We start from the raw sequence: 16,146 nt of genomic DNA on the forward strand, positions 1-16,146 counted from the left end.
CAATAGGGGGCCGTTGTGGATGCATACCCATTATCTCCGTGATGGTCGGGCGTTTTGGAAATTTTGATATTTCCTTGCAGTGTATTGTAGTGTATGCCGGTGGAAGCAACGATCAAGGTGGCCCCGGAAGTGAAGGGGAGACTGGATAAGCTGAAGAAATACCCCCGGGAAACCTACAATGACGTGATCGACCGCCTCACCAGGGACGCCCTGAAGGAAGCTGCCGAAGAACTGACGGATGAAGATATCCGCGATATCGAGGAGGCAGTTGCGGATATCAAGGCCGGAAGGGTCTACACGACGAGAGAACTGATGAGGGAACTCGGGATTGATTGAATGCCCTACACGGTGATCTGGACAGAAAAAGCCCTTAAAAACCTGAAACAACTCCCTCGGGAGACCGCTGCGAGGATTATCGCAGCCGTCGAGAGAACCCGCGACGACCCCCAGGACCACCTGCAACAGCTGCAGGGGTCCCCGTTTTTCAAGTTACGGGTGGGAAAATATCGTGTCATCGTGGATTTGAGAAGGAAAACGATGATCATATACGTCATCAAGGTCGGGAAGCGAGGGAATGTCTACAACAATGCATGAGGCCTCCTCCCGATTGCCGGGGTCGGCGGAGGCTCGTTCCTGCCATCATCTGCCGTCGATGGACGGCTGCACCTGAGATCGCGCACGAATCCCTCCGCATGGCGCACCATAATATCAGATCGCCCTCGCGGACCCGGAGATTCTCGCCTCCAGCGACTCTGGCCGCGGCGCCTGCCCGCCCGGACCCCATCGCTGACGGCGAACTCCGGCGGACCGGCCCCCGGTGTAGTCTCGGATCATGTCCCGCGAGCCCTGCCCACACGCCCCCGGACATCGAAAGCCGTAGGAGCGGGTTGCGGGGGGGATGCGGCAACTGTTGAAGCCGAGCAGGCGATTGTCCTGAAATATCGCATTCCCGATCACATGCCGGTTGTATACCCGGCATGTAAGATCTCGGGCATATATCGGACATTTCTCTGACGTTCAAGGGATACTCTGGTTCTACAAATCGTCGCCCGCTGCTTCATCGAGATCCCGGTCGAGCCGGCCGAGAATGTCGTGCAGCTCCCCGGCGATACTTTCGAGTTCCGCCGTCATCCCCCCGGAAACCTCGCCATACGCCCGCACGTGCTTCGGCCGCAGTTCTTCCGCCGCGATATCGATCGCGATGAGCGAACCTCTGATGGCGCGCGACGCCGGAACGGCCGGCCGGTCCCGGGCGATGCCCTGGTCGTCCAGGATGCGGACGAGCCGGGCACGAAGACGCGCGATAAAATCCTCGATCGTTTCACGCTGCAGGGGCGTGAGATCGGCGGAGTAGCGCGGGAAGACACTTCCCGACGCCGAAGTGTTCAGAACGCCTTCGATATCGGTCAGGAGCCGGTCGATATACTCGCAGGTGCTCCGGATATACCGCGCCTGGTGTTCGTTCGGGGACGGCGTCCCCGATTCGGTGCCCTCGTCCATTCTCGTCCCTCTGCTACGTGCTACGGTCCCCGGCGACCCTTATCACCACCGGCGTCGACTACCTGACGATGACAATCCAGGTCATGGGTATTCACGGCCTTCCGATCATCCACGCCGGCGACGATCTTGCCGCACTCATCTGTGAACGGACCGCGTTCGAGGACGGCGACATCCTCTGCATCGCCTCGTCGGTCTCGGCGAAAGCGAACGGACAGACCCGCAACCTCACGGAGATCGAGCCGACCGAACGGGCGAAAGCCATCGCGGCAACCGCCGGCGAGGATCCGCGGTTCATCCAGGTCATCCTCGACGCCTCCGTCGACGTGCTCCTCGAGAGCCCGTTCATCCTCGCGGCCGTCCCCTGCGGGCATATCGGCGTCCGGGCGGGCGTCGACCGGAGCAACGTGGAGGACGATACCGCCACGCTCCTGCCGCCCGATCCGATGGCCGCCGCCGCCGGGATCCGGGAGGATATCCAGAGGATCGCCGCCAGATCGGTCGCGGTCATCCTCACCGACACCTGCGGGCGGGCGTTCCGCCGGGGGCAGACCGGCCACGCCGTCGGCTGGAGCGGGGTGCCGGCGATCCGCGACTTCCGGGGCGATACGGACCTCTTCGGCCACCCCCTCACCATCACCGAGGAGGCGGTCGTCGACGAGGTTGCCGGGTTCGCGAACATCGTCATGGGGGAGAGCAACAACGGCGTCCCGGCCGTCGTCGTCCGGGGCCTTCCCGCCTGGCAGGGGCACGACCGGCTCTACTTCCGCCCTGAAGAGGACGTCATGCGGCAGGCGCTGCGAACGTTCCGGCAGAACCCGGAATCAGCCCCATAGGAGATCGGTCGGGCAGTTCTCCCGGCATACCCCCTGCCACCGGCAGTACGGGCAGCAGAGGACGGTCTCGGTCCGGACTCTCTCTTTATCTCCAAAGACGGCGACCCGCTCGTAGCCGGTCAATTCCGCCCCGCAGCATGGACATGCAGCCATCTTCTCTTCACTCCTGCTCAAGGCTCGATATGGCGGACGCAACCTCTCCCGATGCCTGCTGCAGCCGGGCGAGGTCGTCCGCCGTCTCGCTCGCGTGCTCTCTCCTCTTTGTGTATGCGGCGGTTATGGCACCTTCGGTGGCGTCGACCGCCTCCGCGAGATCTGCATCCAGTTCGCGGCCGAACTGCCGGAACGTCGCGTCGACGTTCTGGATCGTCGCCCACCGGAGATTCTCGGTGTTCCGGACCACAAGGTAGGAGATCTGCTTCTCCAGCCGTGCCCGGATCCGCCTCGCCCGCATCGAGCGCGGCAGCGCCCGGTCGACGAGACCGTTCGTGACCGGGCTGAAGGTGCTCTCCCAGCCCTTCCGCGAGACCCAGTACGGCTCCTGCCGCATCGAGAGCATCCGGTCGTTCTCCTGGGCGTGGTAGGGGATCTCGAAGAGGTCCGCGGCGACGGTCCGGATGGACCCGATGAGGTCGGCGGCCCGCTGCTGGTGGGTCTGCAGGAGCGCGGTCACCTCCCGCTCGACCGCCGTGGTCGTTTCGCCGAGTTCGTGCTCGTAGAACGGCGGGATAGCGGCGGCCACGGCGTTCTGCGCCGCCATCTCGTCCGGCCCCGCCGGGCCGGCGAGCGCGCCTTCCGCGACCCCCATGAGGTGCGCGAGCGATCGCTCCCGGAGCCCCCGCATCTCCTCTTCGAGCGAGATCGCTATCCTCCTGTGATCGCCTTCCAGGATATCGGCGGCATGCCGCCGCTGGAGTTCCGCCTCGCGGATCTTCACCTCGAACGTCCGCATCCGGTCTTCGAGGTCGTCAAGCGGCATCTCCAGCGCCCGCCGGGAGAGATCAAGCCGGAGCGCGACGGCGCCCAGCACGGCCCGGGCCTTCCTCCGGACCGCATCGCGGAGCACGGCGTTCTTCTCGCCGGCGAGGAACCCGACCAGGTGGTCCGAGACCTTCGCCATCCCGCTCGACTGCCAGAGGGCGGCATCCTCGGCCGTTGCAGTGGCAAGCCCCCGTTTCGCCGAGACCGGGAAGATGGTGACCGATCCCTGGATACCCGCCCGCTCGCGGAGCACCGTCTCGAAGAACGCGAGCGCAGTCTTTTGCTCGTCATCGGTGAGGTAATCGACCTTGTTGAGGACGAAGAAGACCTTCGTGACCGCGTCGCGGATCGTCCGAAGGAACTCCACCTCGACCTCGGTGATCGGCGGGTCGGCGGAGACCAGGAAGAGCGCCGCATCGCATTGTGCGAGGAAGTTCAAGGTCATCTCGGTGTTGTGCTGGTGGACGGACCCGATCCCGGGCGTATCGATCAGGACGACACCCTCAGCAAGGATCGGGGAAGGGTGGGTCACCTCCACCTGCAGCACGCCCCGCTCGTTCTTCGGGTTGAACTCCTCCGAGACCGAGTGGAGGAGTGAGCGGTACAGGTCCTGGGATGTGCCGCCCTCGACGACCTCGTCGTCGCGGTTGCCCTGGAACCGGATACGGACGCTCCGCCGGTCGCCGTAGGTCATCAGCGTGGGGATGGCGGTCAGCGGGATCACCGAGCTCGGGAGGAGCGACTCACCGAGGAGCGCGTTGATCAGGGTGCTCTTGCCCCGCTTGAACTGGCCGAGCACGGCGAGGTGGAACCGGCCGGAGTCGAGCCGGCCCGCCAGCTCCCGGAGCTGGTCGGCGTAGGGGGCATACTCAGGACCGAACGATTGGACACGGTCGGCTTCGCAGGCAAGGATTTCGGGCAGGTGCCGGGCGTGGCTGGTCATGGGATCTCTCCTTGACAAATGGGTCTGGATCGTGCGGGCACTGGCCGCATGATGGTAGGAGTTATCAGCCACAAAAGCGGTTAGAGGTGAACTCCATCACCTGAATCTGTAACTCTGTATCTTGCTCTGCAGATAATTAATGCTTTGTTCTCCGATACCTCCGCTCTCCTGATACCTTCCGCCTTCCGGCGTCCCGCTCATGGTCCGCGCCACCGGACGATCGCCGCCGGGATACCCTCGCCGGCCTCGCCCATGACGAGTTCTGCGGCGGATGCAATATTGTCCGCCACCGCCCGGCCGTCCCTGACCGCCGCGAGCCCTGCGCAGCCGAGAGCGATCCCGGCACAGCCCGGGCGCATGGGGTGAGGGCGGCTGTCGGCGACGATCACGGCGACCTCAACCCCGGCGGATGCCCGGATGGCGTCCCGGATCCCGGCGGCGCTCGCCTCCGGGTCGGCGGGGAGGAGGACCACGCATCCCGGCGGGGCGTTGGACGCGTCCACGCCGGCGTTGGGCAGAAGCGTGCCGTGAGCCCGGCAGAGGAGGAAACCCGGCATGCCGCCGACGACGGCATCGCTCTCCTGCAGGATGATCTCGACCATCCGCGGGTCCATCGTGTACCGGCCGGCGAGGTCGCGGGCTGCCGGGGTGGGTTTAACACCGTCGAGCCCGACGATCCGGCCTTCGGCGGTGGCCACCGCCGACTCGGCGACGACGATGCAGTCTCCGCCGCACATACCGCCCGGCCGGGGCGCCGCCGCGATGAGTAGGTCGGCGATCGCATCCCCCGGCCGGATAAGGCCGGTTGCGAGGCCGGAAACGGAGAACCACCGGTCCACGCTGCTCACCACATCGAGCAGACAGCGTCGCGGTAGAGCCGGTCGGTTCCGTCGCAGAGCGCTTCGATATCCGCTGTCGCGCGGGTGAGTTCCTCTTCCGGGTCGCCGCCGGCCGCGATGGCGGCACGGGCACGTTCCAGCCGCCCCATGACGGCCAGTTTGAGGTCCTCGATCATCGATGCCATGCCGCGAGCCCTACCGGACGAACCCGGCCCGTCCGGCGTAGCGGACAGCACCTCCCGCCGCCTCTTCGATCCGGAGGAGCTGGTTGTACTTCTCCACCCTCTCGCCCCGGGCCGGCGCTCCCGTCTTGAGGTGGCCGGTCCGCATGGCGACGGTGAAGTCGGCGATGAACGTATCGACCGTCTCGCCGCTCCGATGGGAGACCATCGCGCCCCAGCCGTTCTGCTGCGCCAATCTGACGGCGGCGATCGTCTCGGTGACGGTGCCGATCTGGTTGGGCTTGATCAGGACGGCGTTCGCCACGCCCTCCCGGATCCCGCGCTCGATCCGCGTAACATTCGTCACGAAGAGGTCGTCGCCGACGAGTTCCACCCGGTCGCCGATCGCTTCGGTCAGCAGCCGCCAGCCGTCCCAGTCGTCCTCGGCAAGCCCGTCCTCGATGACGACGATCGGGTAGGCGCCGGCGAGGTCGCGGTAGCGGTCGACCATCTCCGCGGCAGTCAGGGTCAGGCCTTCGGTCCGGAGTTCGTAGGCGCCGTCGTGATAGAAGCTGCTCGACGCCGGGTCGAGGGCGATGCCGATCTGGGTACCGGGGGTGTAGCCCGCCCGTTCGATCGCTTCCACGATCAGGTCGAGCGGCTCGGTGTTCGAGGAGACCGCGGGCGCAAACCCGCCTTCGTCGCCGACGCCGGTGCTGTAACCCTTCTCTTTGAGGAAGGCTTTGAGGGCGTGGTAGATCTCGGCGCCCCACCGGAGCGCCTCGGCAAACGTCGGGGCGCCGTAGGGGGCGATCAGGTACTCCTGGAAATCAGGACCCTGCCAGTTCGCGTGCACGCCCCCGTTGAGGATGTTCATCATCGGGACCGGGAGGAGCGGTTCTGCCGGGTCGCCCAGGTATTCCCAGAGCCGGCGGCCCTCCGCCGTGGCGGCTGCCCGGGCAACCGCCATCGAGACGGCAAGCGTCGTGTTGGCGCCGAGGTTCTGCTTGTTCGCCGTTCCGTCGAGATCGATGAGCGCCCGGTCCACCGCCTGCTGGTCGCGGGCGTCAAAACCGGTCAGGCGGTCGCCGATGCCGTGGTTGATCAGGTTGACGGGCCGCTGCACGCCCTTGCCGTTGTAGCGACCGGGTGTGCCGTCCCGGAGTTCGAGCGCCTCGTGAACGCCGGTGGATGCCCCGGAGGGGGATGCGGCGCGTGCGTGCGCCCCACAGGCGAGGGTAACTTCCGCTTCGACGGTCGGGTTGCCCCGGGAGTCGAGGATCTCCCGGGCGCGGATCGACTGTATGGTTGTATCAATCTCGGTCATGCTGGTCTCTCCTATGTTCGATCTGGTTTATGAGGGCGAGTGTCCGGATCGCCAGGCGGGTGTTCTCGAGCGTTGATATCCCGCCGTAGATCGAGCGGGAGTAGCCGCCGTTGGCGTTCCGGCACTCGTCGACGAACGTCCGGCACCTCTCCGGGAACCGAAGGGGGCGGCCGGTGAGGGCGGCGCACTCCACGCCGGCGGCGAGGTGCTCGAGGTACGCGGGCGTCGCTCCGGGTGAGTTCAGGTACCCGAACACCGCATCCTCGCACCGCCGGAGGAACCGTTCAGCCCCGAACGTGCCGTGAGGCTCTCCAACCATAGCAAGGATCGCCACGGCGTGAGCGGTCTCGATGAGCGACGAGCGCGGGCGGCCGAACCCGCCGTCAGGGTTGTGGTATGCGGTCAGGTGACGGAGCACGGCGTCCCGGAGCAGCTCGTCCGGGTGGGTCCCGAGGGTCCGGCAGAGGTCGAGGTGCGTGCAGGTCCGTTCGAAGACAGAGGCCGACTCGACTGGACGCTCGCCGGAGCCCTGGAGGGGGTCGAATGACCGGAGCCAGGGGCAGGGGTCGGCGGCCGGCCCTTTCCCGATCAGCGCAAGGCTTCGGAGCGCGTAGGCACCTGCATAGAACGTAGGGTATCTCCCGTCCGGGTGCTGCATCCGGAGCAGAAGTTCGTCGGTGACCGGGTCGGGTGCGAGGGCGCCCAGAAGCCGGAGGGTGTCGAGTGCGAAGAAGGTGTCGGCGGCGTTGGGTTCGTCCAGCCGGTAGTGGCAGTAGCCGCCGCTTGCGCACCGGCGGTCGGCGATAAACCGGATCGTTTGGTTCCGTTCGACGTCTGAGATCATAGAGGGCAGGGGTAGAAGTCATCAGCCGTGTCGGCGGTTGGAGGCGGACTTCATCGCCTGCATCTGATCGTACGACGTTCGGAGAGTGTATGCAAGGATTGGATTAAAAGAGTTGTGTCGGGGCGTACGGGATGGGTTTTCTCCATTCAGGGTGCCTGGGGGGGCGATCATTGTTATACCGCGTCCGGCGGCATATCAGGGCCGTTCATTGAGCCCGGGGGGCGTTGCTCAAACCGGTGAGCCCTCTCACCCTGACTTAGTCGCACCCGGGCGGGATCAGGCCCCCGCCTCCGCCAGGCGATCCTCAACCCAGGTCTGGACGATCGGCTTGAGGTCCCGGCCGTGGAGGCCCTTTTCGCGGGCGATGCCCTGGAGGTAGGCCTCGAGCTTCCCGAGAACCTCGAAGACGACCGCATCGAGCTCGTCCTCCGTCGGCTGCATCTGCCCGCGGGCGATCAGCATCGTACGTCAGACCGAAGGCCTTCGAGCAAGGATGTTGAGGCCCGGTTCCTCGTGATCGACCGGGCTCACGATACATCCCCCAGTCCCACCTCAACCTCCTCGATGGTGGGGAGGCTGCCCTTCAGCGTGCGCTGCACAGATTCCCTATCAGGCCGGGACCCGGAAAGGGCTTGAAGAGAAACCGTATAAAAAGACGATACCCGGGTTATCTCCCGACAATCCGGTGTTCGGCGGTCAGCTCCCCGACCTCTGCAAACATCGCGGCAATCGGGCAGAAGCGGGTTGTCGTCTGATCGATGATCCCCGAGATCACCTCGTCGTCCACGGCGGCGCGGAGAGTGATCGTCAGGTGGACGCGATCGAAGAGCGCGGGCATGGTCTGTCTCCGTGTCGCATGGATCGCAATGGTCATCTCGTCGGGGACGATATCGTGGTCCGAGAGGGCAAGAAGGATCTTGATACCCACGCATCCCCCGAGCGAAGCGAAAAGATAGTCGATGGGATTGGGCGTCTTCCCGCCTCCGCCCAGGTGGCGGTGCGCATCTATCCGGATGCTCTCGCCGGACGGGAGGGCGGCGGAGAACCGCATTCCGCCGTCGTACGATACCGTCATATCGACCGGGTTGAACTCCATCCGGGACCTGTCCCAGGGGATCTCACTATTCATCATATCTCCATTGCATCCCGGTCGTTATAATACGGGAAGCCCGGCAGCCGCACCTCCGCGTCGTGCAGGGCGCACTTCCCCGAACGCGAGGAAGCACCCCGGAGGCGGCCCCTCAAGTCCCCTCACCGATACCCTGATGGCGCATTCGCACCCACGCATGCCAGGAAGTACCGGGATGGATCTTACGACCTTCTTTAACGATGAGGGAGTCGACCTCTTCGCCTGGGTAGACATCGAGCACCTCCCCGACGCAGACAGGAGAGCGGTGCTGGAGTTTCTCCCGGCCGCCCGGTCCGTGATCGTCTTCGGAAAGGAGATCCCGACCCCCGTCTACCGGATGCCGCAGAGAGAGAAGACCCGGGAGATGCTCCGGATCGCCCAGAGCCTCGACAGCGCCGCCGTGCGGCTCGCCGGCCGCCTGGATACGGAAGGTTTCCCGGCCCGCCCGGTCCCGCTCTACCTGCCCGTGCAGGTCGTCGACGGGAAGGTGCAGGGCGTCGTCCGGCTGAAGCATGTCGCAGCGGCCGGAGGGCTCGGGGAGATCGGAAGGAACACCGTTCTCCTCACCCCCCGCTTCGGCCCGCGGCAGTTCCTCAGCGGTGTCGTGACCGGCTCGCCGGTCGGGGGGCCTGGCATCGGTGATGGAGCCGCGAGTGACCGTGCGCCGCTCTGCACGGGGTGCGGGGCCTGCATCCGGGCATGCCCGAACGGAGCGGTAGGGCCGGACGGCGTCGATGCGTTCCGGTGCCGGACCGTGCGGGCATGGGTCCCGCCCCCGGTCGTCCCGGCCGTGAAGTGGCTGCTCCGGCGGCAGTTGCTGATCAGGAGTATCGCCCCGCTTGCGCCGTTCATCGCCGGGACGGCAACGATCCGGTGCAGCCTCTGCGTCACCGAATGCCCGAAGTTTCCCGGGGAAGAGCGAAGGAGTTAAGACCCAATCTATCTGCCGGACCTGCGACGCCGAATCTTTCCGGGGGTTTTTATCGTCCCCGGACCCAACATAATGCATGGATATCTTCGATTCGGTCTACCAGGGCACGCCCCCCTGGGACATCGGCCGGCCCCAGAAGGAGTTCGTCGACCTGGCGAGGAGAGGGGAGATCACGGGCTCCGTCCTGGACGTGGGGTGCGGAACCGGGGAGCACGTCCTCTTCTTTGCAGCAGAAGGGCATGAAGCGTGGGGGATCGACGCCGCCCCCCTTGCGATTCGGAAGGCAGAGGAGAAGGCTGCGGAGAGAGGACTCCCGGCGCACTTTCTCGTCGGCAACGTGCTTGACCTCTCCGCACTCGGCAGGACGTTTCAGACCGTCATCGACTCCGGGCTCTTCCACACCCTCTCCGACGAAGACCGGCCGATCTTCGCGGAGAGCCTCGCGACCGTTCTCGCGCCCGGCGGGAGCTACTTCATGCTCTGCTTCAACGAGCAGAATCCCGGCGAGTACCCTCTGCCGAGGAGGATCACGCAGAAGGAGATCCGGGAGAACTTCCGGGACGGGTGGTCCGTCAACTACATCAGGCCGGCGGTCTTCGAGAACAGTATCCTGGCCGAAGGGCACCGGGCCTGGCTCGCGTCGATATCAAAAATAGCCCGGGATTGAGGGCCGGGACCGCCGGTGAACCCCGGCGGTTAACCGCGGTCTCTCCAGGCTCCCTCCTCTCCTGCAAACCGGTACTCCCCCTCCGGGACGAAGATCTCAAAGCGCACCCCCTCGCCCTCAAGGCCGGTCTCCCGGATGGTGATGCCCGTGATCGCGAGGATCTCACGGGTGAGAAAGAGGCCGAGTCCCGTGTTCTTCCCGAAACCCTTCCGGAAGATCTTCTCCTTATCGGCAGCGGGGATGCCAGTTCCGTCATCGGTATAGACGATCGCAAGACCGCCCGGGGCCCCGGAAGAGGAGACGGATATCCGGGATATCTCTCCCCCGTGCCGGACCGAGTTCTCCATAAGGTTGTAAAAGACCTTCCCGATCAGGGGGTCGGCATAGACCCGGAGCCCCGCGACCCCGATCTCCACCCTGACCCCATCCAGCGGGAGTTCGTCTGCCACCTGCCGGATCAGGGCCGCCGCATCGTGCCATGCCGCCTCGTTCACGCCGATATCCTGGTAGAAACGGGTGAACTCGACCTGCCGCTGGATCGTTCTCGCAGCCTGGAGCTCGTTAGCCACGTAGCGGATAAGCGTCGGGTCCGCGGGCAGGCGTCCCGACTCGAGATCCATCTGCGTGATCTCAAGATACCCCAGCAACCCCGCCAGCTGGTTCAGGATATCGTGCCGGGTGATGGACGAGAGGGTGTTGAGCTTCTTGTTCGCCTCCCTGAGCGCCTTCTCCGCCCGCATTCGTTCCCCGATCTCCGCGTCGCGCTCATGCACGACCTCCTGGACCCTCCGGTACGTCCGGGCGTTCTTCATGGCGAGCCCGCAGACCTCCGCTATGAACCGGCTGATGTCGATATACTCCTCCATCCGCTCCGGCACGGGGACCCCTTCGAGCAGGAGGATACCGAGACGGGAGGTCCCGTGCCGGACCTCGATGGAGAACCCGTCCTCGCCGTGCCGTCCGGCGGGCAGGCTCCCCTCCGTAAAAAGTCCCTCTCCCTGCTCCCCGGCCTCGTAGCAGCCGGGCGGACGGCTGACGATCCTGCCCGCCACCCCTTCGTCGACGGGCGCAAAACCGATCCTTGCCGGGCCGAAGAGGATGGTGAAGAGGTTGAGCATCTCCTCTACCACCGTCTCCTCGCTCCGGAGCTCCGTGATCCTGCCGAGTATATCGATGGTCATCGCATAGTCGGCGGATCTCCGGTTCGCCGCGGCGATGGCGTCCCGGAAGGCCCGGTTTGCGGCATCCAGCCGCCACTCGAGATACAGATGGCTGATATACCGGCGGAGCGGCTCGATGCCGACGGGGATCCGTACGGCAGGTATCCCGAGCTCCTCACCGAGGACTGCGAGGAGCCGGGGACTCTCGGGGTCGATGCCCGTATCGATCAGCACGACCTTCCGGACCGACCCGCCGGAGAACTCCTCCGGCGCTCCACCGAGGAGTCCGAGGGCTGCGATGTGGTCCTTCCACCGTGACAGGATGCCCGGGACGACCATGAGCGCCCCCTCCGCGACGCAGGCGTCGAAGAGGGGTTCGGGCAGGAGGACACCCCGCATGAGGTCGGGTGCCGTCACGGCGGGGCCGGCTCCCGGCCGGTCGGGGGGTTCGAACCTCTCCCCGCACCTGAGGATGCAGATCCGGTCGCAGGTCTTTTGCATCTCCTGGAACGGGCCCTCGATCTCGTCTCCCCACCGTACCCGCCTCCCACCGCAGCCGATACAGGACGTCCCCGTGACAAGATCCGGAAACTCCCCGGCGGCAACGACCGCCGCCATCTCGCGGGCCAGGTTCTCGCAACAGAGAACCCCGAACTTCCGGGTCATAGAGAGGCCTCCTCAAGCGGATAAGCTCCCCACTTCCGCACCGCAGCAGAGATCGCGAGAAGGACGCTCCCGGGCACCTGCCAGGGGATCTCGCCGTGGTTGTCCGAGAGGATGAATCCCCCGCCCGGACCGGCGGCGGCGATCGCCCTCTTCACCTCCGTCTCCGCACGGGCAGGCGTCCACCGGCACATCTCGATCGCGTTGAGGTTCCCGATCACCGCGAGCCTCCCCGCAGACTGCCGTTTCAGGGCGGCGAGATCGTCGAACGTGCTGACACCGACACCGACACTGCCGGTCCCGGCCAGGTCGTCGATGACGGGGAGGGCCCGTGCGGAGGCGAGGCCGGTCGCAACGTCGCCCCGGATCCGGGGTATGGTCCGCTTTGCCACGACAAGACCCGTCCGGCGGTAGAGGTCGAGGGGCGTCATATCCGTCGAGGCAAGGGGATCGGCGTAGGTGACGGCGGTGGCGCCGGCCTCGAACTGGGCGTTTGCCCACCTGACGCAGAACTCCTCGTTCTTCGCCATCAGTTTCCAGAAGAGGTCCGGCTCACCGTAGAGAAGGTCGATGTACGCGTCAAACCCCATCTGTATCACCGGGAGGGAGAAGGGGGATACCACCGAGCCTATGATGGGCACGTCGTCGCCGACCTCCCGCTTCAGCAGTTCGATCGTCCGGAGTCCGAAGAGCAGGGACGGGCTCTCCTCGACGGTCGGCACCTCGAGGGCTTCGATCTCGTCGGCCTCCCGGATCGGCGGCCGGCCGGCGTTGGGCGGACCGTCGTCGCGGAAGATGACCTCTCCTCCCCAGGCCTCGACCTCGGAGGCCGCGTAGCAGAATGAGGTGACGCAGTCGCCGCCGAACTTCTTTAAGAGCCGGAGCTGGCCCGCGGCGACGTACTCCGGCCGGGAGAAGTACTCCCGGATGGAGAGCCCCAGCTCCTTCGCCCCGTACATGGTGAAGAAGAGGAAGAGCGGGACACGGTCGGGCTCCTCGAACCTCAGGGCAGCGGCGGTCCTCTCCGCCGGCGTCATCTCTCCGGCCATACGGCTCCCCCCATCATCCGGACGGCCTCGAGGGTCTCCGACGCCGAGCAGCCGAAGGCATCGGCTCCCGTCTCTCTCCAGAGAGCCGGGTCGAACCTGAACGGCGCGCCCCCGACGATCACCCGGACTTCCGGCATCGCTTCCCTGATGCGGGCGATCGCCTCCCTGGCCCTGAGCGCGGCGGGGAGCATCAGCGTGGATATGAGCAGGATCTCGATCCGGTCCCGGATCACGCTCTCCACGAGCGAATCGACCGTCACTCCCGAGCCGTAATCGATCACCTCGTAACCGCCCGCCCGGAGCACGGCGAGGATGATCTGCTTGCCCAGGGTGTGGTGGTCCTCAAGAACTGCTATCGCAATCTTCGGCCGGTGCCTGCGGCTGGGACTGCCCGGCGGGAGCATCGTATTGACAACCTCCTCGCAGATCCGCCCGCTGATGTAGACCTGCGAGAGAGCAACCTGCCCCTGCTCCCAGTCTCTCCCGATCTCTTCGAGAACAGGGATGATCAGGCCCTCGATACAGTCGACGGGGGAACCCGCGGCGCAGGCGTCCCGTATGATCTTCCCTGCCCGCATCCGGTCCACACCCAGCAGTGCCTCCTTGAGTTCATCGCCAGAGGAGGAGAGGGGTGCGGCCCGGCCCGGGAGATCCTGGAACTCCGGTCCCATGCAGTAGAGGTGTTCTGCCGTGAGGATAAATGAATCGGAAGAGAACCGGAGACGGTAGACGATATTGTCGGATTCCGGGCCGTAGTCGATGTTATGGGGGCGGAAGAACAGGCGTCCGGGTGAGGACGCCGGGGCCCGATAGAGGACCGGCCCTCCTCACGCCAGCTCGTGCTTCCGGAGGAACTCCCTGACCTGCCTCGACTCGATCCAGCCCCGGTCGAGATCCGTGATGTAACCGTTGATCCGGTCGACCTGTTCACGGATCCTCCCCGTGATCCTCTCTTCGTCGAACAGTTCGCTCATGCCGAGGATCACCTGGAGGGGCTGGCGGATGTGGTCGCCGAGGATGGCGAACTGTTCGATGTTCCGCTCGATCTGCTCGAAGGCCTGCTGCCGGAGCTGCTCGTTCTGCTTCCGCTCGGTGACGTCCCTGCCGACCACGTGAACCCCGATCACCGACCGCTCGCGGACGATCGGGGACTCGTTCAGTTCAAGGAACGCCACGGACCCGTCTTTACGGCGGAACTCGATCTCGAGCCCCTCGACCGGTTCGCCCCGGACCACCTTCTTGCGCCCCTCCTCCCAGACAGGGAGGGACGACGGGGCGACGTAATCGCGGCACTTGCGGCCGGTCAGTTCGCCCGGGGTGTAGCCGAGGATCCGTATCACCGCCGGGGAGATGTAGGCGATCCCCCCGTCGTGGTAGCAGGTGTAGATCATGTCGAAGCTCTGCTGCGTGATCTCCCGGAACTGCGACTCGGTCTTCTCGAGGTGCTCACGGGCCTGGAAGAGTTCGATCGTCCGGCCGAGGCGCCCGGCGACCGTATCGACGAGCGCCCGCTCTTCACGGAGGAACGGCCCCTCGTCCGCTTCCGGCATCTCGCGGATATAGCAGACCTCAACCGCCCCGACCATCTCCCCGTGGACGACGACCGGCGACGCCTGCCGCCAGGGCGTCTCCCGGAACCCCTCCGTTTCAAACCCGCGCCCGCGTATCGTGATCCGGGCGGCGGCATCCTCCGGGTACTGCCAGCCGGAGGGAAGCACCAGGGCGGCTTCACGGAAGATCTCATCGAGCGAGATCCCCGGCCGTTCGACTATCCGGGAGATCCCGTAGAGGCACGAGAGTTCTTTCACCCGCTCGTTCAGGTCATGCGTCAGACTCCGCAGGGCATCCTCCACCCGCCTCCTGTCGGTGATATCCCGTGAAGTGACCGCGATCCGGGTGACGGTGCCGTCCGCACCCCGGACTGGATAGAGCACGGTATCGTACAGGCGTCCCTCCCACATATCTTCGAACCGTGCCGGCTTGCCCGAGACGGCGACTTCGTGGAGGCGGGCCGCGTACATCCCTGCCACATCCGGCGGGAAGAGGTCGGATAGGCTCGTGCCGATAAGGCTCTCCCGGGAGAGACCGAACCGCCGGATCGATGTCTCGTTAGCGTCGATGAGCCGGCCCTCCGGATCGAGGAGGACGATCAGCTCTTCGGGAGCGTCGAGGAGAGCACGGGCGGTCACTTCGCCCGCGCGGCGTTCATCCTCGGCACGTTTCCTGTCGGTGATGTCGTAGAGCTGTTCGATGACGAAGACGACCTCCCCCCGCTCGTCGAGGATGGGGCTGGAGCGACACTCCAGGTGGCGGCCGAGCTCGGGTACGAACTTCTCGACGACCGCGAGCCTCCTGCTCGCGAGCGCCCGGTCCGTCGCGCAGACCGTGCAGGGTCCGGCCCGCCCGATCAGCTTGTAACATTTCCGTCCCTTCGCCTCCTCCGGCGTCACCCCGAGGATCTCGTAGCCGGCCCGGTTATACCGGAGGATGGTATGGTCAGGGAACTGGATGCCGACGATATCGCCGAGGTTCTCGAAGAGGCCCGAAAACAGAGGATCGATCTCCTCGCCGGTGACGTCCTGCCAGGTGACGGCGGCACCGGAGATCGCACCGGACGTGACGACGGGCGAGGCGGATACGGCGAGCCGGACGATCCTCCCTGAGCGGTCGCGGACGGTCAGCCGGCAGGACCGGAGATCCTCTCCTGCAAGGGCCCGGTCTCCGGGAAGGTCTCCGGGCTCGACCGGTCTCCCATCTGGATAGGAGACCGATACGTCCCCAGCCGTCTCCCCATTCCCTGAGAGCGCCCGGGCTATCCCGGTTTCCTCATCCGAGCGCGCCGCAATAACCCGGCCGTCGCGATCGTAGACGGCGCCCTGCCGGCCGATGGCGGCAAGGAGCGCGTCGCGCTCCGCTTCGGCCCGGACGGCGCGGGCGGCAAGGCTCCGGTTCTCATCAACCAGGGTCTCGATGCCGTCTCTCAGCCTCTCCCGTGACCGGGGGTCGAGGGCTTCGTCTCGCAGCATCTGCAGGAGTTCTGCCGCGGACGGATCGGGCTCGCTCTCCATCTACCACCTCGTTCTCAGGGATACGGCACGGGCCCGCATACGTGCGGCGGC

General features: G+C 65.8%; 18 protein-coding genes and 2 riboswitches. Of the genes, 5 read left to right on the plus strand and 13 right to left on the minus strand.

Going from position 1 to position 16,146, the window contains the following annotated elements; all coding sequences use genetic code 11:
• Window positions 1–93: 93 nt before the first annotated feature.
• Window positions 94–336 carry a DUF7557 family protein gene (locus F8E02_RS10960; RefSeq protein WP_317065611.1) on the plus strand — a complete coding sequence of 81 codons (243 nt, stop codon included), beginning with the start codon at window positions 94–96 and terminating at the stop codon, window positions 334–336.
• On the plus strand, window positions 337–594 hold the full coding sequence (locus F8E02_RS10965; RefSeq protein WP_317065612.1) for a type II toxin-antitoxin system RelE family toxin: 258 nt from the start codon (window positions 337–339) through the stop codon (window positions 592–594).
• Between the two features lie 441 nt (window positions 595–1,035).
• Here F8E02_RS10965 and F8E02_RS10970 read toward each other — a convergent pair whose 3' ends face one another.
• A complete protein-coding gene (locus F8E02_RS10970) occupies window positions 1,036–1,500 on the minus strand; it encodes a hypothetical protein (protein ID WP_317065613.1) in 465 nt (154 codons plus the stop codon).
• Window positions 1,501–1,517: 17 nt separating this feature from the next.
• Here F8E02_RS10970 and F8E02_RS10975 point away from each other — a divergent pair, with 17 nt between their 5' ends.
• The gene (locus F8E02_RS10975) at window positions 1,518–2,333 is read left to right on the plus strand and encodes a coenzyme F420-0:L-glutamate ligase (RefSeq protein WP_317065615.1); all 816 of its coding nucleotides are present in this window, start codon (window positions 1,518–1,520) and stop codon (window positions 2,331–2,333) included.
• Here F8E02_RS10975 and F8E02_RS10980 read toward each other — a convergent pair.
• The 8 genes from F8E02_RS10980 to F8E02_RS11015 form a co-directional block, all read right to left on the minus strand.
• Window positions 2,322–2,486 (minus strand): hypothetical protein, encoded by a 165-nt coding sequence (locus F8E02_RS10980; RefSeq protein ID WP_317065616.1) that lies wholly within the window; start codon window positions 2,484–2,486, stop codon window positions 2,322–2,324. The genes F8E02_RS10975 and F8E02_RS10980 overlap by 12 nt on opposite strands.
• A gap of 7 nt (window positions 2,487–2,493) precedes the next feature.
• Complete coding sequence (locus F8E02_RS10985; protein WP_317065617.1) at window positions 2,494–4,257, minus strand: dynamin family protein; 1,764 nt, start codon at window positions 4,255–4,257, stop codon at window positions 2,494–2,496.
• 48 nt (window positions 4,258–4,305) lie between these two features.
• Window positions 4,306–4,367: riboswitch (Fluoride riboswitch) on the minus strand.
• 87 nt (window positions 4,368–4,454) lie between these two features.
• A complete protein-coding gene (locus tag F8E02_RS10990; RefSeq protein ID WP_317065618.1) occupies window positions 4,455–5,105 on the minus strand; it encodes a coenzyme F420-0:L-glutamate ligase in 651 nt (216 codons plus the stop codon).
• Entirely contained in the window at window positions 5,102–5,281 is a 180-nt protein-coding gene (locus F8E02_RS10995; protein ID WP_317065619.1) for a hypothetical protein, read from the minus strand. The genes F8E02_RS10990 and F8E02_RS10995 overlap by 4 nt, the downstream gene beginning before the upstream one ends.
• A 10-nt stretch (window positions 5,282–5,291) precedes the next feature.
• Complete coding sequence (gene eno / locus F8E02_RS11000) at window positions 5,292–6,584, minus strand: phosphopyruvate hydratase (RefSeq protein ID WP_317065620.1); 1,293 nt, start codon at window positions 6,582–6,584, stop codon at window positions 5,292–5,294.
• Window positions 6,571–7,428, minus strand: a complete 858-nt coding sequence (locus F8E02_RS11005) for a prenyltransferase/squalene oxidase repeat-containing protein (protein ID WP_317065621.1) — start codon at window positions 7,426–7,428, stop codon at window positions 6,571–6,573. The genes eno and F8E02_RS11005 overlap by 14 nt, the downstream gene beginning before the upstream one ends.
• A gap of 5 nt (window positions 7,429–7,433) precedes the next feature.
• Window positions 7,434–7,495, minus strand: a riboswitch (Fluoride riboswitch).
• Window positions 7,496–7,704: 209 nt separating this feature from the next.
• Window positions 7,705–7,890 carry a hypothetical protein gene (locus tag F8E02_RS11010; protein ID WP_317065622.1) on the minus strand — a complete coding sequence of 62 codons (186 nt, stop codon included), beginning with the start codon at window positions 7,888–7,890 and terminating at the stop codon, window positions 7,705–7,707.
• A gap of 205 nt (window positions 7,891–8,095) precedes the next feature.
• Entirely contained in the window at window positions 8,096–8,560 is a 465-nt protein-coding gene (locus tag F8E02_RS11015) for an OsmC family protein (RefSeq protein ID WP_317065623.1), read from the minus strand.
• 172 nt (window positions 8,561–8,732) lie between these two features.
• Between F8E02_RS11015 and F8E02_RS11020 the strand changes: the two genes are divergently transcribed.
• Both F8E02_RS11020 and F8E02_RS11025 read left to right on the plus strand, forming a co-directional pair.
• A complete protein-coding gene (locus tag F8E02_RS11020) occupies window positions 8,733–9,488 on the plus strand; it encodes a 4Fe-4S binding protein (RefSeq protein ID WP_317065624.1) in 756 nt (251 codons plus the stop codon).
• Window positions 9,489–9,564: 76 nt separating this feature from the next.
• On the plus strand, window positions 9,565–10,155 hold the full coding sequence (locus tag F8E02_RS11025; RefSeq protein ID WP_317065625.1) for a class I SAM-dependent methyltransferase: 591 nt from the start codon (window positions 9,565–9,567) through the stop codon (window positions 10,153–10,155).
• A 29-nt stretch (window positions 10,156–10,184) separates the two neighbouring features.
• Here F8E02_RS11025 and F8E02_RS11030 read toward each other — a convergent pair whose 3' ends face one another.
• The 4 genes from F8E02_RS11030 to F8E02_RS11045 all read right to left on the minus strand — a co-directional run bounded on the left by F8E02_RS11030 (window position 10,185) and on the right by F8E02_RS11045 (window position 16,095).
• Window positions 10,185–11,981, minus strand: a complete 1,797-nt coding sequence (locus tag F8E02_RS11030; protein ID WP_317065626.1) for a sensor histidine kinase — start codon at window positions 11,979–11,981, stop codon at window positions 10,185–10,187.
• Window positions 11,978–13,027, minus strand: coding sequence for a uroporphyrinogen decarboxylase family protein (locus F8E02_RS11035; RefSeq protein ID WP_317065628.1), 1,050 nt, complete (start codon window positions 13,025–13,027; stop codon window positions 11,978–11,980). Before F8E02_RS11035 ends, F8E02_RS11030 begins: the two co-directional genes overlap by 4 nt.
• Window positions 13,012–13,698, minus strand: coding sequence for a cobalamin B12-binding domain-containing protein (locus F8E02_RS11040; protein ID WP_317065629.1), 687 nt, complete (start codon window positions 13,696–13,698; stop codon window positions 13,012–13,014). The genes F8E02_RS11035 and F8E02_RS11040 overlap by 16 nt, the downstream gene beginning before the upstream one ends.
• Before the next feature lie 156 nt (window positions 13,699–13,854).
• The gene (locus F8E02_RS11045) at window positions 13,855–16,095 is read right to left on the minus strand and encodes a PAS domain S-box protein (protein WP_317065630.1); all 2,241 of its coding nucleotides are present in this window, start codon (window positions 16,093–16,095) and stop codon (window positions 13,855–13,857) included.
• Between the last annotated feature and the right edge of the window lie 51 nt (window positions 16,096–16,146).

It is taken from the genome of Methanoculleus caldifontis (genome assembly GCF_032842345.1).
GTDB classification, from domain to species: Archaea; Halobacteriota; Methanomicrobia; order Methanomicrobiales; family Methanoculleaceae; genus Methanoculleus; species Methanoculleus caldifontis.